The sequence below is a fragment of the Chryseobacterium sp. StRB126 genome (assembly GCF_000829375.1).
Taxonomy (GTDB): Bacteria; Bacteroidota; Bacteroidia; order Flavobacteriales; family Weeksellaceae; genus Chryseobacterium.
On record NZ_AP014624.1, the window covers coordinates 1,409,365 to 1,434,154 of the forward strand.

Sequence of the window (24,790 nt, forward strand, 5' to 3'; positions counted from 1 at the left end):
ATCCTTGCGCCTTAAAAACATGTGGAAAGTAAAACTTCTTTGCGTTTTCCAACCTATTATAAGTGCTCGTTAAATAACACTTTTTAACAAAAAACAGTAAAATTGGTAAGTTCTTGTTCCGTTTTTTTATCGCAAATTTGTTTCATCACTTTATATTAATAATTAAAATAAAGACTATGCAAAAGAAAACCTATACGGGGCAACCTGTAGTAACTTTAAATAACGGAGTGGATATTCCCGCGTTAGGCTTTGGAGTATGGCAGATGGAGGACCTGAAAGAATGCGAAAATGCTGTTATTAAAGCTATTCAGACAGGATACCGAATGATTGATACAGCAGCAATCTATCAAAATGAAACTGCGGTAGGAGCTGCGGTAAAAAACAGTGGAGTAGACAGAGATGAATTGTTTATCACTTCTAAAGTCTGGGTTCAGGATCATGGCTATGAAAAAGCAAAAAGTGCCTTCCAGAGAACACTGAACAGACTGCAGATGGATTATCTGGATATGTATCTTATCCACTGGCCGTATGGTGACTTCTTAGGAACATGGAAAGCTTTGGAAGAACTGTATCAGGAAGGAAAAATTAAAGCAATTGGGGTTTGTAATTTTACTGTTGAAAAATTAGAGGAACTAAAAGCGAACTCAACGATTCTTCCGGTAATTAATCAGATTGAGCTGCATCCTGTATTCCAGCAAAAAGAATTACAGGTGTATGACAGAGAAAATAATATTGTAACACAACCATGGAGCCCGCTTGGAAATGGAAATGCCAACCTTTTAAGCAATACTGAGCTGAAGGCAGTTGCTGAAAAATATGGAAAAACGGTTGCTCAGGTAATTTTGAGATGGCATTTACAGGAAGGCTTTGTAGTGATTCCAAAATCTGTGACACCATCTAGAATTGAAGAAAACTTTAATGTATTTGATTTTGAACTAACAGAAGATGAAATGAATGTTGTTCGTTCTTTAGATACTGGAAAAAGATTATTCTTTGATCCTAAAGACCCGGAATGGGAGCAGAAAATGCTTAAGTCTGTAGCGGATATTTAAGTTTAATTAAAATTATATCTCCCGCAGATTTCACAGATACCGCAGATTTTTGATCTGTGAAATTTGTGAGATCTGTGGGAATTTTATTTTCTGTCGGAGTGTGAGGAATGTCATACGTTGTTGAAAGTGAACTGTTTTTATTTTTTGTACCTTTTTAATTAAAATAAATTTTTATGTTTTGGCCGGATACAATCAGTAAAAAATTAGGAGTGAAATATCCTGTTATTCAGGCTCCGATGTTTGGAGCGAGTACTGTACAGATGGTGACTGCAGCATCCCGTGCAGATTGTCTGGGCTCTTTGGCATTGGCAGACCTTTCAGCAGATGAATCCATTGAACTGATTAGAGAGACAAAAAAATTAACGGATAAGCCTTTTGCTGCTAATATTTTTGTACACCACATTCCTGAAATAACAGAGGATTTAAAAGAGAAATTTGTTCAAACCAGACAGTTTTTGGGGCAGCTGGCAAAAGACAATGGTATTGAAGTAAGTCTTCCTGATCTGGAAGAACTTAAAGTGAGATCCTATCATGAACTGGTAGATGCGATCATTGAAGAAAACTGCAAAATCCTAAGCTTTACTTTTGGAAATCTGGATGATCAAAGTATTCAGAAGCTGAAAGAAAATGGTGTAACACTGATTGGTACATGTACTTCAGTACGTGAAGCGTTGATTTTAGAAAAATCGGGAATTGATATCATCTGTGTGCAGGGAACAGAAGCTGGTGGTCATAGAGGAACTTTTGATCCTGTCCATGTTCCGCAGATTGGAGGATTATCTTTATTATCACAGGTGTACGACCATGTACAGGTTCCGTTGATCTATGCAGGCGGAATTTATAACGGAAAAACTTTAAAGGCTGTAAATGATTTGGGAGCACAGGGATTTCAGGTGGGGAATCTTCTGCTGGCTTCTCAGGAAAGTGCTATGCTGCCTTTCGAAAAAGAAAGGCTTAAAAAAGTAAGAGAAGATGAAATCATGTTGACGAAAAGCTTTTCAGGCAGATATGCAAGAGGAGTTAGAAACAAATACATTGAAGGCGTTGAAGATTCTGAATATATCTTACCTTATCCTTATCAGAATAAACTTACAAACGCATTACGGAAAGCTGCAAAATCTAAACAGAATGCAGACTTTGTTGGAATTTGGGTAGGGCAGTCTATCCATCGATATAGCGAAAATTCTACCGAAGAAATTTTGAAAAATCTGATTAAAGATTGTGAAAGATAGATCAAGATGTTTTCAATTTGACTGTAATTTTATATTTTCGTAGCTCAGTATCATTCTGATGTACCGGAAAGTTTATTTGTATTGAATTTCTTTCAGGAATATCTTTTTTGATTTGATATAAAAACTAAACCAGCGAAAAAATGAAATTTTCAGAGGGAATTCAGAGATCACTTCCATTCGGCTATCTATTTCTTGTCGTAATGGGAATATTAAAAGAAAGTGTCTTCTACTATCAGATAGGCATTAATATTTTAAAATACTCAACAATTATGGACATTCTAATAAGTCCGATTGCTACTTTAACCTCTCATCCGGTTATATTGATTGCTCTTATTATCATCGTCGTATCTTCATTTGCCTTTCCATCTTATTTATCAAAACAAAGTAATAAAAATAAAAAATGGGCACAAAAAATGGCTGCCCTTAAAGATCATGAAAATATGAGCAAGGAGGCTATTGAGAATCATTTTACAAATATGTTTGTGAAATTTACGGCCATGATGCTATTGTCTTTCTTTGTAGGAATAGGTTGGGGAGAAGGGATGGCATTAACAAAAAGAATAAAGGAAAACAGGCTTAAATATGACTATACCTTAAATTATGGTGATGAAAATTCTGAGCTGGTACACCTGATAGGCTCCAACAGTATGTATTACATTTACCTGATGAAAGGAAACAATAAGATAAAAATTGCGCCGGTAGGAGCCATCAAAAATATTGAGCTAACCCACAACAGACAATTGAATAATGAGTAACATATAACAGCCCATTCTTTTTGTGAATGATAGACAATTATCTAATAAAAAAGCTTCAGATTATATTTCTGAAGCTTTTTATTTATTTTGTTAAATCAAGTCCGCCAAAGTTTCCTGAACTCATCATCAGATAAACTCCATCTGTTTTATCTAATGTATTCCAGTAGGTGTGAAGGTCTTCAGCATTGGTGAAAACTCTTAGGTTGTCATTCTTGAACTTTTCTTTAATAAATTCCGGAGAGATAGGTTCCATTCTTTTGATCTTTAAAGCATCTTCAGAATAGAAAACGATAGCTTCTTCCAATCCATCCATAGCATGGTCATATTGCTCTAAAAAAGCAGGATTTAAGCTGGAATAGGTATGAAGTTCAAGGAAGCCATACTTCTTTTCATTTTTAAATTGCTCCTTGAATGCTTTTACAGCGGCCTTTACTTTGCTTGGAGCGTGAGCAAAGTCTTTATACAATGTTCCTTTATCGTCTCTTTCTACCTTTTCAAGACGTTTGGAAGCTCCTTTAAAACTCATGATCGCTTCATAGAAATCCTCATCCATAATTCCCAGCTGCTGGCAGATATGTCTTGCTCCTTCCATATTCAACAGGTTGTGTGCACCGAAAACAGAAAGAGGAACATCTCCCATTTCAGTTTTTAAATACACTTTTCCGTTGCTGATCTCATATTCCGGAGTTTTGTAAGGAATCTTTCTGAAATAATTTTCAGCATTTTCCACTACTTTCACTACCTCAGGATCTTCTTCATTGTATACCAAAACACCACCGGGAGTAATGCTCGCTACAAATTTTCTGAACTGTTCAATATAATCATCAAATGTTTTGAAAACATTGATATGATCCCAAGCAATCCCACTCATTAAAGCGATATTCGGTTGGTATAATAAAAATTTTGAACGCAGGTCAATAGGGGAAGAAAGATACTCATCACCTTCCAATACCATGAAATCATTATCCTGAGTAAGTTTTACCATACAGTCGAAACCTTCCAATTGGGCTCCTACCATAAAGTCTACATCTTTCTGATGGAAATTCAGAACATGAAGAATCATGGAAGTAATGGTTGTTTTCCCGTGTGATCCGGCAATAACCACTCTTGTTTTATTTTTAGACTGCTCGTATAAAAATTCCGGGTAAGAATATATTTTTAACCCTAATTCTTTTGCCTTTGCCAATTCAGGATTATCCTGGTGAGCATGCATTCCAAGAATAACCGCATCAATATCCGGAGTGATTTTTTCCGGGAACCAACCCATTTCCTGAGGCAATATTCCCTTTTTCTCCAATCTGGATTTTGATGGTTCAAAAATAGCATCATCTGAACCGGTAACCTGATATCCTTTATCTTTTAAGGCGATGGCAAGATTGTGCATGGCGCTTCCGCCAATAGCAATGAAGTGGGTTTTCAATTGTATTTACTGTTTTTTAACATTAGTATTAATGATCTGCTGGAAAGCCTCAAGAATGTTATTCCAGTTCGTCTGATAATTAGGAATAATCATGCTGGCATCCGACTTACTGCCTTCGTTAGGCCCTTTTTTAATATTAATTGAAGTAGAAATATTATCGTATAATTTCTTACGATCTTCCTGTATTCTTCTGAAATTATTTTGGGAAAGAACCTGATCCAGTTTTTTCAGATCTTCATTTGAAATTTTAAAATCCTGTTTATGTTTTTTCCCCTGGCCCTCAAAGGAGTAGTGTACATTGTTCCCTTTGATAAGCAGATTTTCATATACAGGAGCAACGCCGCCACTTTTCGAATAACTGATATCAAAATCCGAATATACTTTTTGGCTGTTGCACGAAACTAATACTATGATAGCGAATAAAATTCCGATTATTCTGTTCATAATTTAATTATTTGAGTCCTTTTGTTCTAATTTTTTAGCTTTAAGTTCTTCATCATAATTGTGTAATACATTGAAGTCTTCCGTCTGCTCAATGGCAGTCATGATCTTCAAAAGAATTTCCGGTGCTTTTTCATTATCATAATCGATATCCAGAGGAGCCTTGAATTCCATGGTAGGTTTTACACCGGTTACCTTTACACGGAGTCCTTTTTTATCAAATGCTCTTCTGAATCCGTTGATCTTGATCGGGATTACAATAGGACGCTGGTTTTTTACCAATTTGGCAGTTCCTCTTCGTCCTTGGGCAAAGGCTGATGTTGTTCCTTGAGGGAAGGTGGCCACCCAACCGTTGTCCAGTGCTTTCATAATATTGTCTACCTCACTCATGTCTACCATTCTGTTGACATTTTTTCCTTCTGCCCTCCAGGTTCTTTTTACGGTTACAGCTCCTGCAATTTTGAAAATTTTAGGAAGAATCCCTTTATTCATGGTTTCTTCTGCTGCTACATAGTAAAAATCAATCTTTGGATTCAACAGGTAGATCGGATTTTTAATCGTATTTAAATATCCATTATTTACGGCACAGAAAGCATGGTACATTGCAGCTACATCGGCAAAATAAGTCTGATGGTTAGATACAAACAATACATTGGAGTCCGGAAGATCCACAAGGTGCTCTGTTCCTGTTATTTTTAACTTATTAAAGCCGTTGAACCTTCTATAGGATACAACTCCTAAGATAAAAATAATAAACCTTTTTAAAAAATAAGGTGTTCCGAATGCATCGGTGAAAATATTTTTCTTCGCCATTTTTCAATTAAACACGGTAGTGCAAAGTTACATTTTTTTCAGCAACTGGCTGAATTCACTTAATATCATTGCTGTAGCACCCCAGATAATATATCCGTTGAAATTGATGACAGGAACTTCACTTCCGCCGGCACTTGGAAGTGCCATAATTTCAGGGGTATCCGACAGATTTAAAAAAGAAGTGATCGGAAACTCTATGGTCTCCACTGCTTCAGTCTGCTGAAGAACGAAGAGCGGATTCTTTTTAGTATACGAAATATAAGGATATACGTAAAAATTACTTGGCGGAACATAGATGGGAGACATTTCCCGGATAATTTTCACATAGTGTTTATCTATCCCAATTTCTTCTGAGGTTTCACGAACTGCAGTTTCTGCAAAATCCTGATCCATTTCTTCGCGTTTTCCACCGGGTAATGAGATTTGCCCGCTGTGTCTGTCATGTTCATTAATCGTTCTTTGGATTAAAGGAAAATACCACTCATTATCCTTCAGATACAATACAATATTCACTGCTGCAAACTTGGGATTTTTTGCAATTACTTCATCGTATGTAAAAACAGGACGGTAGGGAGGAGAAAATACTCCATGAGCGGGTTCGCCGGGAAGCTCTACACTTTTTATTTTCCTTAATAAATCTTTTCCAAAATTTTCCATAGCTCAAATTTAATAATATATTCCTGAAGAAATAAGGGCCTTAACATTAATTAACCTATAAAGTGGTGATGGAAAGACATTGAATTTGAATGATGAATTTGCTTTGCAAATGAATAGTGAATTATTCTTGATGGAGTAGTGCAGAGGGAAGTGAATGAATCCTTCATTATTGATATTTTATAATGTCTGCTTCAATATCGTATTTCTACGTAACTGAAATCCGTGATGCTGTAAATACCAAAAACAGTGAGCCTGGGACCCAAAAATGGTGACTTTTATAATTTACACTTTGATGGTGGTTTCTCACTTACCTATAGCGTATACCTTTGTCTTACTATTAACCAATTAATTTTTACTAAGATGAAAAATTTACTTACAGGTGTGTTTACACTAATCGCCATGAGTTTCGGTTTCGCACAAGCTAATATTGATGTGACTACCCAAATTGGAAACCTGAATTTAGCAACTGTAGACCAGACAGGTCTTTTGAACATGAATTCTTTAACACAGAATGGGAACCGTAATACTGCAGATATTGATCAGGTAGGTATTATTAACATGAATACTGCAGTGAGTAATGGAAACAGAAACTCAATAGATGTAGATCAAATTGGTATCGGAAACTCAAATAATGTGAGCCAGACAGGTAATCGAAATAATGCTTCAACCTGGCAGCTTGGTCTTTTTAATTCAACTCAACAAATTCAACTTGGAAGAAGAAATGAAGCTTCTTCGGTACAAATAGGGGTGGGTAACGGTGTATTCCAATATCAGGATGGAAGAAGAAATGATGCTTCAGCTATTCAGGTAGGCAGCGGAAACATGGCGTATCAGATCCAGACAGGTAGAAGAAACGAAGCTGATGGTCTTCAGATAGGAGCTAATAATCTACTTGTTCAATATCAGGCAGGTAATGATAATAGTGCGAACCATACTCAAGTGGGTAGCAGTAATATAGCACTTTCAGCCCAAATTGGTGATGATAATACGGCTGTAGGACTACAGGTAGGTAGTGCAAACCAATTATATCAAGTTCAGTTAGGAGATTCTAATACTGCTATTGACCTTCAGGTGGGTAACGGAAACTTTAGCTGGGTAACTCAATCCGGTGATGCTCATTTCCATCTTGGTACTCAGGTGGGTAATGGAAATTCTATGGTTATCAATCAATCGAACTAAGCCCTTTTTAATACTGTAATCTTTAAAATTGAAAGGAGAAGCTACAGGTGTGGGTTCTCCTTTTTTAGCCTAAAGTTTACATCTGCTTGGAAATTATGATTTTATATAAATATTTACCAGGCATGTTTTCTTCCATTCTCTATTAATTTTTAATTTAAATATCAATGCCATGTTTAATTTGAGATGGAGTGTTTTAGCTCTTTGTATGGTATTGCCATTGCAGGCTCAGGAAATAGACTGGGATAAGGTCAACAGTAATACAATCTTAAACCTTATCACCAGACAGAATATGGAGATGAATGCGAGTTACTCTAATATCATTCAGATAGGTAACGATAATAATGCAGAACTTTCTCTTAATAACAGGACAATTATTACTGTAAGACAGCTTGGGGACTATAACGCTCTTTATTTTATCAATTCATTCGCAGATAAAGAAACCAAGGCTGCCATTATTACGCAAGGAAGTAATAATATCATTGATGTTACGGGAAGCAATAGCATTTCAGACGGTATGCAGATCAATGTAAAAGGAGATAACAGAACCGTTTTCATGAGAAATTATTAAATCACAAATGATGAAACTTTTATCTATCCTGAGTTTGAATACTTTTTTTGTCTTCCTGTTCATTATGACCTATGGGCAGGAGGATAAAAAAGTAACTGCAAGAATCGAGAGTACTACACTGGAAAACCAGATCAGAATAAAGGCTGTGGTTGTTAATAATACAGCCGTTTATAAAGAACTGAACTATCTATTAATATCAATAAAAAAAGGAAATGGGGGAAATCTCTCCAACAATCAGCAAAACGGTAAGTTTTCTGTAAACCCTAACCAAGTAAAGATATTATCCGAGATCAGTGTAAACCTTGAACCAAAAGATGCTTTAAAAGCTTTCCTTTATATCCGAGATGAAGAATCTAAAGCTTTGGTAGCAAAAGACAGCCTTGAACTCAATAGTGATCTTTTTAAAAAGAATACAGCCAAGGCAGAAGATGATGCTGTTTATGAACTTAAAGGTCTTACCATTGATGAAACTAAAACCAAGGTTGGAAAAGACTTTTACGATATGTTCTATATTCAGTATAGCCAGCTTCCGGACAAGAGCAGTAGTGCTGTCACTATTTCTGAACTTCCTCTTCGCGGAACAAGCGGTCAAATCAATATTCAGATGGATGATAAAATAATCTACAGTTTTATGACCAACCCGGGAGAAGACTATTTAAAAGAACAGTTAGCTTCCAGCTTAAAATATATCAAGGAATTTACAACAAAGAAAAACCTTATAAAAAATGAATTTATCTATTAAAAACGTCCGCTATGAAAACTATAGTTATTATTTTGATTTTTATTGCGGGTATTTTCCAAGGGAAATCTCAGCAACTCGTTTATAAGCCGATTAACCCAGCATTTGGCGGAGATACTTTTAATTATCAGTGGCTTTTAAGCTCAGCCAATGCACAGAATCCATTTGATGAAAAAAAAGATTATACTAATCTGCTTGACCGTATGAATTCTCTTGATAGCTTCACCCAGAGTCTAAACAGACAAATCCTTAGTGAACTTTCAAGAAAGCTTTTTGAAGACCAGTTTGGGAGTGGAAATATACAACCGGGTAATTATCTTTTCGGATCATTATACCTTCAGATTACCAATACCAATCAGGGACTTTTAATTAATATTTTGGATACCGGTACAGGCGATCAGTCCGAGATCGTAATTCCAAAATAACATAGAAACTTAAAACCAAACTTATCATGAGAACTTACACTTACACCAGAATCTTTTTCTGTAGTTTTCTGCTATGTGTTTTACAGGCTTGTAGTTCAATATTCGGTTTACCTTCGGATCCCGAAAAGCCAACGATGGGAGAGGTAACTGCTTCCACAGCAGAACTGAAGAAACTTCCTCTGCCTAAAGAAAAAATAGTGGTAGGAGTCTATAAATTCAGAGATCAGACCGGCCAGTACAAACCTTCCGAAAATGGCAATAACTGGAGCACTGCAGTGCCGCAAGGAACCACTACCATTCTCATCAAAGCCCTGGAAGACAGCCGTTGGTTTATTCCTATTGAAAGGGAGAATATAGCCAATCTGCTCAATGAAAGACAAATTATCCGTTCCACACGTCAGGAATATATAAAAGATGCTGATAAAAGCACTCAATCACTTCCTCCGCTTCTATACGCCGGAATTCTTCTGGAAGGAGGAGTAATATCCTACGATAGCAATATCCTTACAGGCGGTCTTGGAGCCCGTTATTTTGGAATTGGAGCTTCCACACAATATCGTCAGGATAGAATTACCATTTATCTCCGAGCTGTTTCCACTCTTAACGGAGAAATCCTCAAAACGGTTTATACATCCAAAACCATTCTTTCAACCAGTGTTAATGGCAGTTTTTTCAGATATATAGATACTGAAAGGCTGTTGGAGGCTGAGGTAGGATTAACCCAAAATGAACCTGTTCAGTTGGCTGTAACTGAAGCTATTGAAAAGGCAGTGAAATCCCTAATTATAGAAGGAATTCAGGATAAAATATGGGGGAAAGCTATAGATAGTACGGCCAGTTATCAAGGATTAATTAAGGAGTACAATAAAGAACAGGAAAATAACACCGGAAGAGTAGTCGGAAACAGATACCCTGACAATTACAGACAGAAAGTTTCCGTATTTGCGAATGTAGAGGCTCAGAAGGTGAAAGATGATTATGTAAACCCTAAAATGAATATAGGCGGGAAAGTGGGGCTTAAATATTTTCTTACTCCTAACGTAAATGTAGAGGTAAATGGAAACTATTTTACCCTTGAAAACGAAAACATTGTAAAAAGAAACTATTTCGGCCCTGAAGTTAATCTGGAATATCTTCTTTTTCCGAAATACAGATTCAGTCCATATATTTATGGAGGGGCAGGGGCGTTGTACTCTAAATATAAACCTCAATACAAAGGACAAGTTGGGGGTGGGCTTGAATATATGATTGATCACAATTTTTCACTAAGAGCTTCTGCACAATATGATCTTGGCTTTAAAGACGATTGGGAAGGGCTTGTAAATGGAAAAAGAAAAGACCAGGCCCTACGTTTTGGATTGGGGATCAACTTCTACCTTGGAAACAAATAAAAACACGAATTATGAAAACTTTAATCAAAATACTCAGCATATTCATCCTAATTTTTTGTCTGTTTTCATGTAATGAAGACCTTGTAGAACAGGCTCAGACAGGAATTTTAAAAGGAAAAGTAGTGAAAAGAGGCAGTAATGTACCCCTTGCCAATGTAAAAATATTCACTAATCCTACCACACAAACTGTTTTCAGTGGCACTGATGGTTCTTTCGAAATTGCTGCCATGCCGATCGGTAATTATTCGGTAAAAGCAGAACTTTCAGGATATATTACCAATTTTCAGTCTGTTAATATGCAGAATCAAAATCAGGTGGTAACGGTGGTGTTTGAAATGAGTGATGATACATCTTTGAATTCTCCGCCTACCACACCGCAGCTTCTAAGTCCGATAGATAACGCGGTCAATCAACCATTAAGTGTTGAGCTTACCTGGAGTGCAACAGATCCGGATACAGCAGATGTTTTAAAATATAGTTTATCAATTAAAAATAATCTTGACACTAACGTGATTCAGGTTAATGATTTGAAAGTAAATCATTATACACTTTCAAATCTGAAGTTTGGTGTAAGTTACTTCTGGCAGGTGTCTGTTTCGGACGACATTCACCAGCCAGTTTTAAGCCAGACCGGTAAATTTACTACGAATACGGTTCCTGCCAACAGATATCATTATGTGAGAAAACTGAATGGTAACTTTGTTATAATGTCTAGTGATGAGCAAGGCAACAGTTTTCAGTTTACAGATTCGTCTTATAACAGCTGGCGGCCACGGAAAAATAATAATGCAGGTCTCATTGCTTTTCTCCGAACTGAAGGGGGAAGTACACATATTTACACCGCCAATCCTGATGGTTCCAATCCTTTTAAAGTAACATCAGTTCCCGTAGCAGGCTTTAATAACTACGAAATGGATTTTGCCTGGAGTACCAATGGTAAGGAAATTATTTATTCAAATTTCAATAAACTTTATCGGATTAATAAGGACGGGAGTGGCCTTACTCTGGTGTATACTACTCCGGATGGAAGTATGATTTCAGAATGTGACTGGAGCTATGATGGAAGTAAAATTGCTTTGAAAACTAATGACTACAACGGATACAATACAGGTATTTATGTTATTGATATGATGGGAAATGTTCTTAAAACCGTAGTATCCGGATCTGCTGGAGCCAGTGGAGGACTGAATTTCTCCGTAGATGGGAAGCTTCTTCTGTTTACCCGTGACATTTCAGGATATCAGGATGGAAGCGGTAATTATCGCCAGCTGGATTCTCATATCTTCATTTATAACTTAACAGATAATACGGTGAATGATATTTCTTCTGAAAGTGAAAAAGCGTTGGGTACCAATGATCTGGACCCAAGATTTTCACCCAATAATGCCCAGGTTATCTTTATGAATACTTCCAATGACAATATTTCGCAGCGAAATGTAATGGTCATAGATCTGACCAGCAATATGACAGATCTTTCACGATCCACACTTTTCAGTAATGGCGAAATGCCGGATTATGAGTAGCAGAAGAGAGATTGTACTTTAAAACAAAGAAAAGTTAATGGTGAATTTCGCTTCGCAAACGGATACTGAATTTTCATGGTTTACGAAAAATTGACAAGCAAAGCGAATTCATCATTCACTCTAATATTCAATATTAATAATCAGTTGTTTGCCGGACTTTTTATTAAAAGGAATTTGGGATCGGGCAAAAAATATTCCAGACTGTAAGGTTTGGAATTTTTTAGGTTAATGATCTGAATTTGTTAATCAGTCTACAATATGATTTTCAATAGCATATTTTACGACTCCCGCAGTGTTTTTTACGTTGAGTTTCAAGAGAATTTTTTTTCGATGTGTTTCTACCGTATTGATACTTATAAAAAGTTTTTCAGAGATGTCTTTGCTGCTGAAGCCATCGCATATTAATTTTAGAATTTCCATTTCGCGACGGGTAAGTGGATCTCTGATATGGAAGTTTCTTTTCTCCTGTTCGTTACTAATGAAGCTGAGCATCCTTTCTTTAGCATGGTCACAAATATAAATTTCATTCAAGAGCAAAGCATTAATGGCTTTTAGAAATTCATCATACCTGCAATTCTTATCCAGATAGCTTTTAATACCTTTATTGAAAAGCTTTCTGATATCTATTACATCATAACAACTGCCTATGATAATAATTTTGATATGATGATGCTCTGTGATGATGCTTTCCACAGATTTACATATCTCGGAAAGCATAAGTATATTGGAACTTATGACAAGCATTTCAGGGGGCTCATCTCTTAATTGTTTGGAGAGATTTTCTAAGGAATTGCAGATATTTATGGTAGTAAAAATTTTGCTCTGCATTAATAATTTTGATAACCCTTCAGTGTATAACATGGGCTCATCGAAAATAGTTAATCTTGGTTTCATCATGGTTGGTTTTGTTTATATAAAAATATGAAAAAAACTTAACATTATGAATAAAATTGATAAATAATTTGAGTTTTTTATGATTATTGTTATTGTAAAATATTATTTTTATTGATTATTGTTTAAATAAATCTCTTTTTATTGAATTCTGATTGTGAAAATTAGAGTTATTATAGGGGATTATTTAATAATACTGGTGTTTTAGTGTTTTTTTAATGTGTTTTTTTATTTATTTAACTAACACAGTAGGGATATGTTTTACAGTAAAATTAACAGAGTTGGCAATAAAGCAAAACTCATTGGCTTTGTGATGAAGCTCCTTAGCTTTTTCCCTCATAGATTCATCAGAAACAGTAACGGTAGGATATAGTGTAACTTCTGTAAAATGCCCGCTGCCATTAGCGGTTTCTTCCATAATTCCTGTAGCTTCATCAATGTAATCCATCACAATAATCCCAGCCTCAGAGCAAAAATGAAGATACCAGAGCATATGACAGGAAGAAAGGGACGAGAGGAACATATCTTCAGGATTGTGTTTCGTTTTGTCTCCACGGAAGGCCGGATCAGATGAACCTTCAATAATAGGCTTATTTTCTACTGAAACAGTATGGCTTCTTTCGTAGTCTCTGTAACTGCTGGTTCCGTTTCCTTTATTTCCCGTCCATTGAATGGTAGTTTTGTAGTGATGGCTTTTCATAATGATAAATTAAAAGGGGTTATGATTAAATTTAACAGAGTTGGGCTTTTTAGCCAGCTCTAGAATATAAAAAACAAATCCTGTGGCTTTAGCTCAAACCTAAAAGTATAGAATATAGCTCTTTAATATAGGCACTAAGGTAATAAAAAACCTCTGGTAAAGCCAGAGGTCATATTTTAATTCTTAATCATTTTCTTGGTGGTGATACTTCCGTTTTCAAAAGTAACTTTAGCCATATAAATCCCTTTTGGTAAATCCGAAACAGGAGAACCTGAGTCTTTTATGGTTTTTGCAATTTTTCCGTCAGAATAATAAATTTCAATCTTTCTCACTTTTTCTTTTGATAGATAAATAAGGTTTTGTTTTACAGGATTCTCAAAAGAAATAGCAGGACCTACTTTTGTAATTTCTTTTGTTGATAAAGTACCGTTATTAATCAGATATTTTGCAATGCGGCTATTTCCCTTTACAATAATATGATTGCTGTTAACAATCATTTCAGTTATGGTAGATAAAGGGGGAGTGAGGTATGGCGGATCAGCATAATTGGGTTCTATATAATAACCAAAGGTAGAATTCATAGACCCATTTTGATTAAGTTTTGAAATAAAATAATTGGTTGTAAATAGAGTGTTTTCTGCGCTTCCGCCAATATAGTAATATCCGTCTTTTTCATTAATGCTTAAAATTTTTGGACCTGAAGATAAACCAAGACTGGTTTGTAAATTGTAATTAAATGTATTGTCAAGGCTTCCATTCTGGTTTATTCTGAACATCTCATTATTTTGAAGGGTTGAGAAAATAATCCTATTATTGCTGTCTATAAATACATCGCCAACATCACCTATCCCAGAGCCATTTATGCTTATTTGTACGGTCCCATTATTTCCAAAGCTTGTGATGGGCTGTCCGTTAGAATCAAATTTTTCAACGACACTGATATTATCACTGAAGCTGAGGATATTTGATTGATTATCTAACATGACAAATGTTCTGCCTGTAATATTTCCTTGTGTGGCTACAGATCCGTTGCTACCGAAAGTATTATCTATATTTCCATTGGCATCTAAACGATAAATGGTGTGGTGCGGATTTGATCCTCTCTGAATACCATGCAGAATGATTTTATCACCCTGTAGGATAAATTCATAAGAATTATAATAATCATCATGATCCGCATTGATTGACGGTGAAATACCATTTGTTCCAAATGTAAGATCTATCTGACCATTGGGAAGCATTCTTATTATTTGAGCACCATCCAAAAAGCAAAAAATTAACAATTTTCCATCCGGTTGTATTTTTAGTTGGTTTATATAAGGTTCAGAAGGTAGTTTTACGGTTCCGTTATTTCCAAAAGTTGGATCCGGAGTTCCGTTTGAGCTAAGTTTGGTCACAAATCCATGAGTAACTCCTGTAGCAACATCTACATTATAAGTATAATAAATATCTCCATTGGCATTCTGAACCATCTGGTAATTGTTCGTTATAGAATTACTGGGAATATCAGCGACTCCGTTCGAAGCGAAACTCGGATCTTTAGAAATAATCTGTGCAAAAGCAGTTTGCGCTACAAGAAGCAACGCGATAAACAAATTCTTTGTCATTGTAGTGTTTGTGTTTTTTAATTGATAATAAAAAGCAATGTTAACAATAAACAAACGCTTTTTGGTATCGGGTTATGATTATTAATTTTTGATTAACTTTTTGGTTGTGTTATTTCCGTTTTCAAAGGTAACTTTAGCCATATAAATTCCTTTAGGTAAATCAGAAACAGGAGTATTGGATTCTTTTGTAGTTTTCAGAAGTTTACCGGCAGCAGAGAATATTTCAATTTTAACTACTTTATCTTGAGTTTGATAGATCAGGTTCTGGCTTACAGGATTTTCAAAGGCAATATTGTTATTGGTTTTTATATTTTTTTTAGAGGCAAGCGTTGCATTGTTTATTGTATATTTTACAACATGTAGACCACCAATTGTTATAATATTATTGTTATTGACACTCATATCAACGGCAGTTCCTAGGTTGAAATCTGATTCAGAATAATAACTAAAGCCAGGATCTATGTTACCATTCTGGGTAAGCCTGGTAATAAATGTAGTATAAGGAAAATCTACCTCACCACTTCCGGCAATATAGTAGTAGCCATCTTTTTCAGTAATATTTAAAATCCAGGCACCACCATTAGTCCCTGAATAGGCAGGCAGATTGTAATTAAAAGTAGGGTCAGGGGTGCCGTCTGCATTAATTCTGAACATTTCATCCATAAGAGTTGAATACACAATCTTATTATTACTGTCCATTATTACTGCACCTGCAAAGTTTAATCCGGAAGACATCTGTAAAATTCCGTTATTTCCAAAACTGGTGATAGGATTGCCATTTGAATTAAATTTCTCCATAATACCACTGTTAGTAAGTGCAGTGATATTATTTTGATTATCAAGTAATACAAATGATCCAATTGACCAGTTTCCCTGTGTAAAAACAGAGCCATTAGTTCCAAAAGTGGTATCAATAGTTCCGTTACTGTTTAATCTGTATATTCTATGTTGGTTATTCTGTCCGTGTGGAAAATCAATTCCATGAACAATGATTTTATCGTTTTGAAATACAAGTCCATAAGAACGTTCATTGCCATCGGCATACAGGTTAGGTATTGTTGAGGTTCCGTTGCTGCCAAAACTAGTATCAGGTAGCCCGTTGGGAAGTATTTTGGTTATGTGGGCTCCTGTCTCAGAAAAACCAACAGTTAAAAGCTTTCCATCAGATAGCTTTTTTAATTGATTATTGTATGAATAATAAGGAAGCTGAATAGTTCCACTGATCCCAAAAGAAAAATCTACAGCTCCGTTTGCCGTAAGTTTAGATAAAAAAGACTCTCTGCGCCCGTAAGTAGTATTCAGTTTATCATGTGTATACAAGATGTTGCCATCGGCAATCTGAACAATTGAGGACCATGCGGTATTTTCTGTCATAGAATAGACACCATTGGTCGCGAAATTTTGATCTTTAGAAATAATTTGGGCAGAAATACCCTGAGCTACCAGGGTAACCAGTAATAGATTTTTTTTCATTCTGTTTGAGTTTTATATGGTTTTGTTGCAAATATAATAAAAAAACCTTCAGTAAAAACTGAAGGTTTTAAATTTTGTCTTAATTAGAAAATTCAATCAATTCTTCTTTTTTGGAATTGTAAATTTTGTATTCTAAATATTTAAAAGAATCCCTTGGAACAATGGTTACCCATTTTTTGTACTTCATGAACCATTTCATTTGGATACTTTTAAGAAGGCCTTTTGTTAAGTAGGCTTCTACAAACGGGTGTACATGCAGGTAGACTTTTCCTTTCTCTTTCTGCAGAATGTTTCTTAGTGTTTCACCCATTCTTTCCACGATAACAATGGGAGCTACAATTTCTCCGTCTTTGTTCGGGTTTTCTTCTTTGGTTTCGATCTGTTTTTCCGGACGGTTTCTTTGTCTGGTAATCTGGATCAGACCGAATTTACTTGGAGGAAGGATTTTGTGGCGGGCTTTGTCGCGCTTCATTTCCTCTTTTAGATGTTCGTAGAGATCTCTTCTATGATCAGAGTTGATCATGTCGATGAAGTCGATCACAATGATACCTCCCATATCACGGAGGCGGAGCTGTCTGGCAATCTCAGTGGCTGCCATTTTGTTTACTTTAAGAGCATGTTCTTTATTGACAGCGGTTCCGGTAGTAATATTATTTCCGGAGTTAACGTCTACGACGTGAAGTGCTTCTGTGTGTTCAATAACAAGGTAAGCACCTTTGGAGCTTGGTATGTTTACATGTTTTCCGAAGCTCTGTTTAAGCTGTTTTTCAACATTATAATATTCCAGAAGTGGAATATGAGAATCATAAAACTGGACAATGTTTTTCTTTTCAGGAGCAATTACTTCAACGTAATTGGTCATTTCGTTCACCATTTGCTCATCATCGCAGATGATATTTACGAAATCCTGATTAAAATTGTCTCTTAAAATAGCTGAAGCTTTGTCTTCTTCGCTTAAAACTTTAGACGGAACTTTGTTTCTCTGGATATTTTTAAAAGTGCTTTCCCATTTCTGAATCAGCTGATTCATATCATTATGAAGGTCGGCTACCTTTTTTCCTTCGGCTACGGTTCTGATAATTACTCCGAAACCTTCAGGCTTAATGCTGTCGATTAGAGTTCTTAGCCTTTCCTTTTCCTCAAAACTTTTGATCTTTTTAGAAATGGAAACCTTATTGTCGAATGGAATTAAAACCAAAAAACGTCCTGTCAGTGAAACTTGGGTAGAAATTCTAGGTCCTTTTGTAGAAATAGGTTCCTTGGTGATTTGTAAAAGAACAAGATCGTCTTTTGCAATAACTTTGTCTACCGTTCCGTTTTTATCTATTTCGGGTTGTATCTCGAAATTTTTTAAGCTTGAAGAGTTTTGTTTTTTAGAGATCGTATCTTTTAAAAACTTTCTGTAGGTAAGATATTGTGGTCCCAAATCTTGGTAATGCAGGAATGCATCCTTATCGTATCCAATATTTACGAATGCTGCATTCAGGTTGGGTGCCAGTTTTTTTACTCTTCCAATAAACAGATCTCCAACTATAAAATCGCTTTTGTCCTCTTGCTCATGAAGTTCACATAGTCTTCCGTCTTCCAGCAGGGCAATCTTTGTAAGATCATCTTCATGCGAAACTATTAGTTCTTTCTTCATTTTGTTATCAGATAAAAATTGTTAAGATTTTAGGAAATTGGTATTGTTCTAGATTAATTCATCTATTATAAATATAAGGATTTAGAATGAAAACCATTATATTTTTGTTAAAATAATATTTGAAACCATCCGTTTTCCGCGGAATCTTATAGTTGCAAACAAAAATATAGTCGGTGATCTTTAAAAATTTAAAATCACCAACTATATTATTATATTGTAAATCTCGAGAAAAAGAGATTATTTTTTCTTATGTCTGTTCGCTCTTCTTCTTTTCTTTCTTTTGTGAGTAGCAACCTTGTGTCTTTTTCTTTTCTTTCCGCTTGGCATAATTTTAATTTTTTAGTAACTAGTTAATATTCAGTTAATGTTCTTATTTTACTGCAACTTTCGTTTTTACTTTCTCAACAAAAGATTTTGAAGGTTTGAAAGCAGGAATGTTATGAGCAGGAATCTCAATCGCAGTGTTTTTAGAAATATTTCTTCCTGTTTTAGCAGCTCTTGTTTTAATGATAAAAGATCCAAAACCTCTCAGATAAACGTTATCCCCATTATACATAGAAGTTCTGATCTCCTGCATAAAAGCTTCTACAACTTTCTGTGTTTCATTCTTTTCTGTTCCCAACTTATTTGAGATGGTGTTTACCAATTCTGCCTTTGTCATTTCCTTATTTTAATTTTAAATTTTAGGTGTGCAAATTTAGTTAAAAAAATTGAATACTAGCAAATTAGTGGCAAAATATTTTTGTTCAAATAGTTGAGATATTAATGTATATGCTATCTTAACGTAGGTTGAAGATAATTTAATAATAAAATAATATTGCAGTTTAATGATGAAAAATCATCAATAATGGTAAAAAAATGGGACGTATAATCATTAATTTACCAGAACTTTGTATTACATACTCCATATCCCATATTCCCTACATACTAGAATTGTAGTAGCCATTTTCCACACAGAAACGGATCAGATGAAGTTTAGTTTTTAATCCCAATTTCTCCGTTAGGCGGTTAATGTAAGTATCAATTGTTCTTGTACTCAGGTTCAGTTTTTCTGCAATTTCTTTATTACTGAAGCCTTCGTAGCAGAATCTCATAAGCTGTATCTCAGCCGGAGAAAGTTCTTCTTGTCCTTTCTTCTGCCTGTCCATATACTCCTGTACGGCAAGCGGCTGCTGTTCCCATTCTTTTGAATAGGCTTGGTAATCAAACTCATCAGAAGCAATACTTCCTTTAATAATGTCCTTAATAATAGTACTGTTCTTCTGGCAGTAGTATATATTAGGAATTCTCGACAGAATCTCAGCCATATCTTCCTGGTAAGTCCCGGAATAGGTGATAATAGGTGTTTCTGCGTTGTTTTTCCTTATGTATTTAATTGCTTCAATTCCACTCAATACTGGCATAAATAGCTCAATAATGAATACATCTTCCTGTCTTCTGTAAATTCTGTTTACAAGCTCGTGGCCATTGTTACAGTCGTTCAATAGCATATAGAAAGGGTTTTCCATTAAGGTTTTGATCATTATTTTTTTAAAATAAAAATCGCTGTCTGCTATAGAAAAACGCACGGTATTAGATAATATTTTACTCATTCTTAATATCGATTTGGCGAATGATATTTAAAATTCAGAGGCCTAATTTATGAAAAACTTATTAAAGAGAAAATTAATATTAATTTAAACCGGGATTTCACGAAACCTGAGCCGGGAAAATACGTATTGTGCATAAAAAATTTTTTTTATACTTTCACAGGCCAAACAAATCGCAAATATATGTCTTCGAATAGGGAAAAAAAATTGAACAAATCTGACGTCAGAACGGGCATTTGGAAGTTTATTCTTTCTTTTGCCGTCTTGTCTATGGTATCCTTTAGTTGTTTGTACCTCTTCTTTAAGAGCTATGATATACAACGTGAAGGGATAAGTCGCGAAGCTGAAGCTTACAAGGAATTAATGCGCAGAAGTGATCTTCTTAAGCTTAATGTAGATGATATTTATGAAAAAATGACCCAGCTTGATATGAACAAGGTTGAAAATGATGTTTTTCTTAGAACCAATATTATGGATAACGTGGGAAATGTTAAAAGTGTTATGGGGAAAGACAGTATCACAAGCTTTAAACATTACGCTGCATTAATGAAGCAGATAGAACCTATGCTTGCTTTAAAGACTAAGATTATTGGGGTAGAATTCAAAAAGAAAACAGTTCTCAGAGATCTTGATGAATGTATGGGGAAAGTAAACAGAGCCAATAATGAGCTTAGAAAAGACCCTACAAGAAATTTCACAGGAGGTAGAAGAAGATAAAAAATAAAGATATGCAAGGACAAATTACACTATCTAAAAAGGAAAGGCATTATCAGTTTTTTTATTTAATACTGATGCTTGTGGCTGCCATGATATTTTTGGGAATCATCTTCTTAAAAGGATTTGAGTCTCCGTTTTCTGATGAAGATGTAAGAGGAATTCAGAACCTTGAACAGAAGGCCGAATTTGAACAACACCAAAAAATTATTATTCCGATCATGGACAGTACTTATACCATGATTACGAAGCTTACCGATGAGGCTCCACAGCCTTTTGTAGAAAATAATATCTTTGTGGGAGTAAATGATCTGAATGGCTATTTTAAACGCCATGATAATATTATTGATACCCGAAAAGATGCCTATCCGCAAATTGCTAAATTTTATAAGATGTATTACGAAGATAAAAAGGTGATTTCAACCACTTCAGAAGATATCAAGAGGTTTGAAAAGCAGGTGGAAGAATGTAGAATAGGATTTAAAGATAAGCAGGATAAGATTTATCAGCGTAAGAGTGATTTGAAAGCTCGTACTCAATAAACTAACCAATGAATTTAGGAACTTTAAAATAAAACACATCACAATTATTAACTATGAATTATTTTCAAAAGAACAAGAAGAACATTATTATCGGTGTTATTGCAACATTGCTCATCGCAGCACTTGTTGCATTATGGCTGCAGAAAAAAGTGATCCACTCTGCTGATGATATTGTTGCAGTAGTTTATCCATCTACATTGTCGGTAGGAGATACCCTTTTATTTGAAGATAAAACCCAGTTTGCAAAAACCAAAAGATGGAATTTTGCAGACGGAACAACTTCTGATAAAAACAGTGGGATTCACTTCTATAATAAACCTGGGTATTATCAGGTAAGTTTGATTGTTGATAACAAGTACACAAAATCCTTTCCGGTAATGGTAACAGCAAGAAGTGTTAAACAGCCTAAGGACAGTGTAAAGTCTAAAACAGTTATAGAAGCTCAGACACAGGCTATGCAGAATGAGAACGTACAGTTCCGTGCTGTTTCCAATGCGGCACAGTTTGCATGGAAGTTTGGAGAAACAGGAAATACTGATTCTAAAGATAAGCTGGCGATCTATGCTTATAAAAAACCTGGAGATTATTTGGTGACCCTATACACAGAAGAAAGCCAGGAGCCTATCTACCACCGTATCAAAATTCTTCCGGCGTATAACTCTTTAGAGCAGGAAGAAGTATCTGTAGAAGATTCTTATGCGAAAATTGATAACGATTTCAAATATCACTTACAGCAGATTGCGAACGGTAACAGTTTTAATATGCACTACAATTACCTGTTAAAAACTTACCTGTGTAACAATGAAAACACAGTGGTAAAAGTAAACGACAGTAAAGTAAATAACTTCTACATGTACTGTGCAGGTCTTCAGTTTGACAAAAATACTGTGATCCAGACTGTAAAGGTGAATTTGGATGATACACAGAACTGTGTAACAAAAGTAGATATAAACCAAAGCAAATAATACTGTCCGGTTCTCCGGATGTGCCAATCATAAAAAGATAAAATAGGATGAAAAATAAATTTCCTCTAGCAGCATATTATATAGGATTATCAGTACTGTTGACGAGTTGCCAGGTAAAGCTTCCGTCAAAAAAAACACCTGAACCTTCTCAATATGGACAGGTAGATAATTCAACAGTTGTCAACGGATATCCTAAAAAATCCGTTCCATGGATCGTTATTTCAGACAGATCAAGAAATACGGCTTATTTGGATAAAGATGATGAAAAATCATATAAAGAAGTAAAATTTCTGGAGCCTTTAATGGTTCTGAAACATAGAGACGGTATGGTAAAGGTAGCGGAATATGTTCCGGATGCCTTAATGAAAAAAGTCTCCTCAAAATCTATTAAAACGTATGGCTGGATCCATGAATCTGACCTGCTTTTATGGAATCACTCCCTGAAAAATGAAAGAACAGGATATCCTGTAAGAGTAGCTGTAGTACCTAATAACAGTGAAGTTATCAGAAGCGCTGAAAGATACTACAAGAATGACTCTATCATGGTTTTTAACTCACCAAGTCTTATTGAAACAGCCAATGTTAAGATCCCTAACGGGCAGATGGTATATGTTTACAAGCAGGCTGAAAATAACAAAAGATTTCTGGTAGGTAAAAAGCCGTCTGTTGATATCGATAGTATTGGTAAAAGCCTTTACGGATGGGTAAGTTCCAACGTAATTTCTACATGGGGTGAGCGTTCAGCTATCAAACTTAAAAATACAACAGGGATCACAGATACTGAGTTAGGAGTACGTGAAGGATATCCAGGTGCATCAGGATCAGATGCGGACAATAAGACTGCTATTCTTCTTACAGATGTAAATAAAAGAAAACCTCTGGAAAATATCTTCCCAGTAAACCTAGCTTTAAATGAAACTCCAACTCCGGACTCTAAAACCAAGTATTTTACCAATATCCTTGATTACAGTAAAAACTATGTATTTAACGTGTTGGGAGAACCTATCTATTTCGATCGCTATAAAGAAATAACAGAAAGAGATAAAAACATCAATATTGTTTTTGCACTGGATATAAGTGCCGGAAATGCACCGTATGCTCCTATTGTAAAATCATTATTACAGGATCTTCAGCTTCGGTTTGAAAAACCATCGTATTTCAATAACGTAAAATATGGGGTGGTTTTATATAAAAACAATACTTGTGGTAACAATACTGCAGTTTCCAACCTAAGTAGTGACTACAGTAAGATTACAACGTTTATCGATCAGAAAACGAATGAAATGAACTGTGCCAGCAATAATGGCTACCAACCGGTAGGAGAAGCTCTTTCTGCCGCTGGAAACCTACTTGCTAATGTTCCGGATGAAACCAATATCGTAGTGACTGTAGGAACATCTGCTAACCAAAGCGGAAATATGTACAGTGTAATCGGTTCTCTTACTCAGGCTCAGGCAAGATTGATTATGTTCCAGACCAGCGCAAGATCTTCAGATACCTACAATGATTTTGTATTGATGGCTGAGAACGTGGTAACCAATACTGCTAAAAATATTGCTGAGCTTAAAAAACAAAAGATCATTAATCAGTCTGATGTTCTTACCAAGAACAACTTCAGTCTGATAGAAGGAGATGCAGGATTCTTCTCTTTAGCTTACCCTAAGCAGAGTATGTCTCAGGGATTTGTAATCTTCCCTAAAAAAGGAGATGTAGCTACTCCTGGATTCCTTAAAAAATCTGTAGACAGTCTTATTGCACAGGTTACTTTAGATAATCAGAATGTAGATAAATCATTGAATGAATATTTCCACTCTTCAGTAGGAGCCGGGAAAACAGATGTAGATTTAAAATATAAATATCTGTATCCGGGACTTACTAACCCAGTTTCTGCAGGAATTGCAGCACAGCTTATCAACTATGGAAACCCATTCCTTGTAAAAGGATATTTACCAAAAGAGCTGAAAGAAATTACTCCAAGTATAGAAAAAGGAATTCTTATTTCTGAATCCGAATACGACAATCTTAAAGCTTTCTATTCTGAAGTATACAGAAATACAGAACCAGATAAACCAGGTTTCAGCCAGTCAAAAGCGATCAAGGAATATGTAAGACTATTAAAGAAATACAATCCAACGATCAAGTTCTTAGATAAAGGAGATCTTTATGAACTACCAATGTCTTATGCCATCGGAATGAGTACAGGTTTCGATCTTTCTGAAGAAGAGATACTGGCTAAGTTCAAACTTAAAGGATGGAAGAAATCTAAAATAGTTCGTAATGAAACTGTAAGAACTTATTTCCATCACTATAAGGATCTGGCAGAAAGAATGCTTAATCACAGAAACAATCCGGCAGTGAAGATCCAGCAAAACGGACAGACCTTCTATTGGTTGAACGAGTTCTTTACTCCTACAATGGCTCCAACAGAAGCACCGGAATATACTAAACATTAATTGTTAGTTTTATCATCAT

Annotated in this window: 24 protein-coding genes; 13 read left to right on the forward strand and 11 right to left on the reverse strand. The window is 35.4% G+C overall.

Annotated elements, in window-relative coordinates; all coding sequences use genetic code 11:
• Positions 1-176: 176 nt before the first annotated feature.
• From CHSO_RS06425 to CHSO_RS06435, 3 genes are all read left to right on the forward strand, one after another.
• The gene (locus CHSO_RS06425) at positions 177-1,052 is read left to right on the forward strand and encodes an aldo/keto reductase (RefSeq protein ID WP_045493806.1); all 876 of its coding nucleotides are present in this window, start codon (positions 177-179) and stop codon (positions 1,050-1,052) included.
• 173 nt (positions 1,053-1,225) lie between these two features.
• Positions 1,226-2,284, forward strand: a complete 1,059-nt coding sequence (locus tag CHSO_RS06430; protein ID WP_045493809.1) for an NAD(P)H-dependent flavin oxidoreductase — start codon at positions 1,226-1,228, stop codon at positions 2,282-2,284.
• Positions 2,285-2,424: 140 nt separating this feature from the next.
• Positions 2,425-3,039, forward strand: coding sequence for a hypothetical protein (locus CHSO_RS06435; protein WP_045493812.1), 615 nt, complete (start codon positions 2,425-2,427; stop codon positions 3,037-3,039).
• A gap of 82 nt (positions 3,040-3,121) precedes the next feature.
• Here the strand turns inward: CHSO_RS06435 and CHSO_RS06440 are convergent, their stop codons facing one another.
• The 4 genes from CHSO_RS06440 to CHSO_RS06455 are packed head-to-tail and all read right to left on the reverse strand — an operon-like array spanning position 3,122 to position 6,370.
• Positions 3,122-4,459 (reverse strand): UDP-N-acetylmuramate--L-alanine ligase, encoded by a 1,338-nt coding sequence (locus CHSO_RS06440; RefSeq protein WP_045493815.1) that lies wholly within the window; start codon positions 4,457-4,459, stop codon positions 3,122-3,124.
• 6 nt (positions 4,460-4,465) lie between these two features.
• Positions 4,466-4,903, reverse strand: a complete 438-nt coding sequence (locus CHSO_RS06445; RefSeq protein ID WP_045493818.1) for a hypothetical protein — start codon at positions 4,901-4,903, stop codon at positions 4,466-4,468.
• 3 nt (positions 4,904-4,906) lie between these two features.
• Positions 4,907-5,713, reverse strand: coding sequence for a lysophospholipid acyltransferase family protein (locus tag CHSO_RS06450; RefSeq protein WP_045493822.1), 807 nt, complete (start codon positions 5,711-5,713; stop codon positions 4,907-4,909).
• A 27-nt stretch (positions 5,714-5,740) separates the two neighbouring features.
• Positions 5,741-6,370, reverse strand: a complete 630-nt coding sequence (locus CHSO_RS06455; protein WP_045493825.1) for an NUDIX hydrolase — start codon at positions 6,368-6,370, stop codon at positions 5,741-5,743.
• Between the two features lie 360 nt (positions 6,371-6,730).
• Between CHSO_RS06455 and CHSO_RS06460 the strand changes: the two genes are divergently transcribed.
• The 6 genes from CHSO_RS06460 (at position 6,731) to CHSO_RS06485 (ending at position 12,195) form a co-directional block, all read left to right on the forward strand.
• Complete coding sequence (locus CHSO_RS06460) at positions 6,731-7,549, forward strand: hypothetical protein (RefSeq protein WP_045493828.1); 819 nt, start codon at positions 6,731-6,733, stop codon at positions 7,547-7,549.
• A 169-nt stretch (positions 7,550-7,718) separates the two neighbouring features.
• Positions 7,719-8,117 carry a hypothetical protein gene (locus tag CHSO_RS06465; protein WP_045493831.1) on the forward strand — a complete coding sequence of 133 codons (399 nt, stop codon included), beginning with the start codon at positions 7,719-7,721 and terminating at the stop codon, positions 8,115-8,117.
• Between the two features lie 7 nt (positions 8,118-8,124).
• Complete coding sequence (locus CHSO_RS06470) at positions 8,125-8,859, forward strand: curli production assembly/transport protein CsgE (protein WP_232509156.1); 735 nt, start codon at positions 8,125-8,127, stop codon at positions 8,857-8,859.
• A gap of 11 nt (positions 8,860-8,870) precedes the next feature.
• Positions 8,871-9,281, forward strand: a complete 411-nt coding sequence (locus CHSO_RS06475) for a curli production assembly/transport component CsgF (RefSeq protein ID WP_045493835.1) — start codon at positions 8,871-8,873, stop codon at positions 9,279-9,281.
• A 26-nt stretch (positions 9,282-9,307) separates the two neighbouring features.
• Positions 9,308-10,672 (forward strand): CsgG/HfaB family protein, encoded by a 1,365-nt coding sequence (locus tag CHSO_RS06480; protein WP_045493837.1) that lies wholly within the window; start codon positions 9,308-9,310, stop codon positions 10,670-10,672.
• A gap of 11 nt (positions 10,673-10,683) precedes the next feature.
• The gene (locus tag CHSO_RS06485) at positions 10,684-12,195 is read left to right on the forward strand and encodes a carboxypeptidase-like regulatory domain-containing protein (protein WP_045493839.1); all 1,512 of its coding nucleotides are present in this window, start codon (positions 10,684-10,686) and stop codon (positions 12,193-12,195) included.
• Positions 12,196-12,441: 246 nt separating this feature from the next.
• On the opposite strand, the gene CHSO_RS06490 is transcribed toward CHSO_RS06485, so the two are convergent.
• From CHSO_RS06490 to CHSO_RS06520, 7 genes are all read right to left on the reverse strand, one after another.
• Positions 12,442-13,092 (reverse strand): response regulator transcription factor, encoded by a 651-nt coding sequence (locus CHSO_RS06490; RefSeq protein WP_232509157.1) that lies wholly within the window; start codon positions 13,090-13,092, stop codon positions 12,442-12,444.
• 226 nt (positions 13,093-13,318) lie between these two features.
• Complete coding sequence (locus CHSO_RS06495) at positions 13,319-13,786, reverse strand: OsmC family protein (RefSeq protein ID WP_045493842.1); 468 nt, start codon at positions 13,784-13,786, stop codon at positions 13,319-13,321.
• A gap of 176 nt (positions 13,787-13,962) precedes the next feature.
• A complete protein-coding gene (locus CHSO_RS06500; RefSeq protein WP_045493845.1) occupies positions 13,963-15,393 on the reverse strand; it encodes a T9SS type A sorting domain-containing protein in 1,431 nt (476 codons plus the stop codon).
• Positions 15,394-15,474: 81 nt separating this feature from the next.
• On the reverse strand, positions 15,475-16,866 hold the full coding sequence (locus tag CHSO_RS06505; protein ID WP_045493848.1) for a T9SS type A sorting domain-containing protein: 1,392 nt from the start codon (positions 16,864-16,866) through the stop codon (positions 15,475-15,477).
• Positions 16,867-16,945: 79 nt separating this feature from the next.
• Positions 16,946-18,508: a ribonuclease E/G gene (locus CHSO_RS06510; protein ID WP_045493851.1), complete on the reverse strand. Its 1,563-nt coding sequence runs from the start codon at positions 18,506-18,508 to the stop codon at positions 16,946-16,948.
• Positions 18,509-18,878: 370 nt separating this feature from the next.
• Positions 18,879-19,169, reverse strand: coding sequence for an HU family DNA-binding protein (locus CHSO_RS06515; protein WP_002984212.1), 291 nt, complete (start codon positions 19,167-19,169; stop codon positions 18,879-18,881).
• Between the two features lie 259 nt (positions 19,170-19,428).
• Entirely contained in the window at positions 19,429-20,100 is a 672-nt protein-coding gene (locus CHSO_RS06520; protein WP_045493856.1) for a response regulator transcription factor, read from the reverse strand.
• A gap of 204 nt (positions 20,101-20,304) precedes the next feature.
• On the opposite strand from CHSO_RS06520, the gene tssO reads away from it, so the two are divergent.
• From tssO to tssR, 4 genes are read left to right on the forward strand one after another with little or no spacing between them, the layout of a single operon-like run.
• The gene (tssO, locus tag CHSO_RS06525) at positions 20,305-20,814 is read left to right on the forward strand and encodes a type VI secretion system TssO (RefSeq protein ID WP_232509158.1); all 510 of its coding nucleotides are present in this window, start codon (positions 20,305-20,307) and stop codon (positions 20,812-20,814) included.
• Between the two features lie 11 nt (positions 20,815-20,825).
• Positions 20,826-21,353 (forward strand): type VI secretion system transmembrane protein TssO, encoded by a 528-nt coding sequence (locus tag CHSO_RS06530; RefSeq protein ID WP_045493862.1) that lies wholly within the window; start codon positions 20,826-20,828, stop codon positions 21,351-21,353.
• A gap of 53 nt (positions 21,354-21,406) precedes the next feature.
• Positions 21,407-22,318 (forward strand): PKD domain-containing protein, encoded by a 912-nt coding sequence (locus CHSO_RS06535; RefSeq protein WP_045493865.1) that lies wholly within the window; start codon positions 21,407-21,409, stop codon positions 22,316-22,318.
• A gap of 47 nt (positions 22,319-22,365) precedes the next feature.
• The gene (tssR, locus tag CHSO_RS06540) at positions 22,366-24,771 is read left to right on the forward strand and encodes a type VI secretion system protein TssR domain-containing protein (RefSeq protein ID WP_045493868.1); all 2,406 of its coding nucleotides are present in this window, start codon (positions 22,366-22,368) and stop codon (positions 24,769-24,771) included.
• Positions 24,772-24,790: the final 19 nt, after the last annotated feature.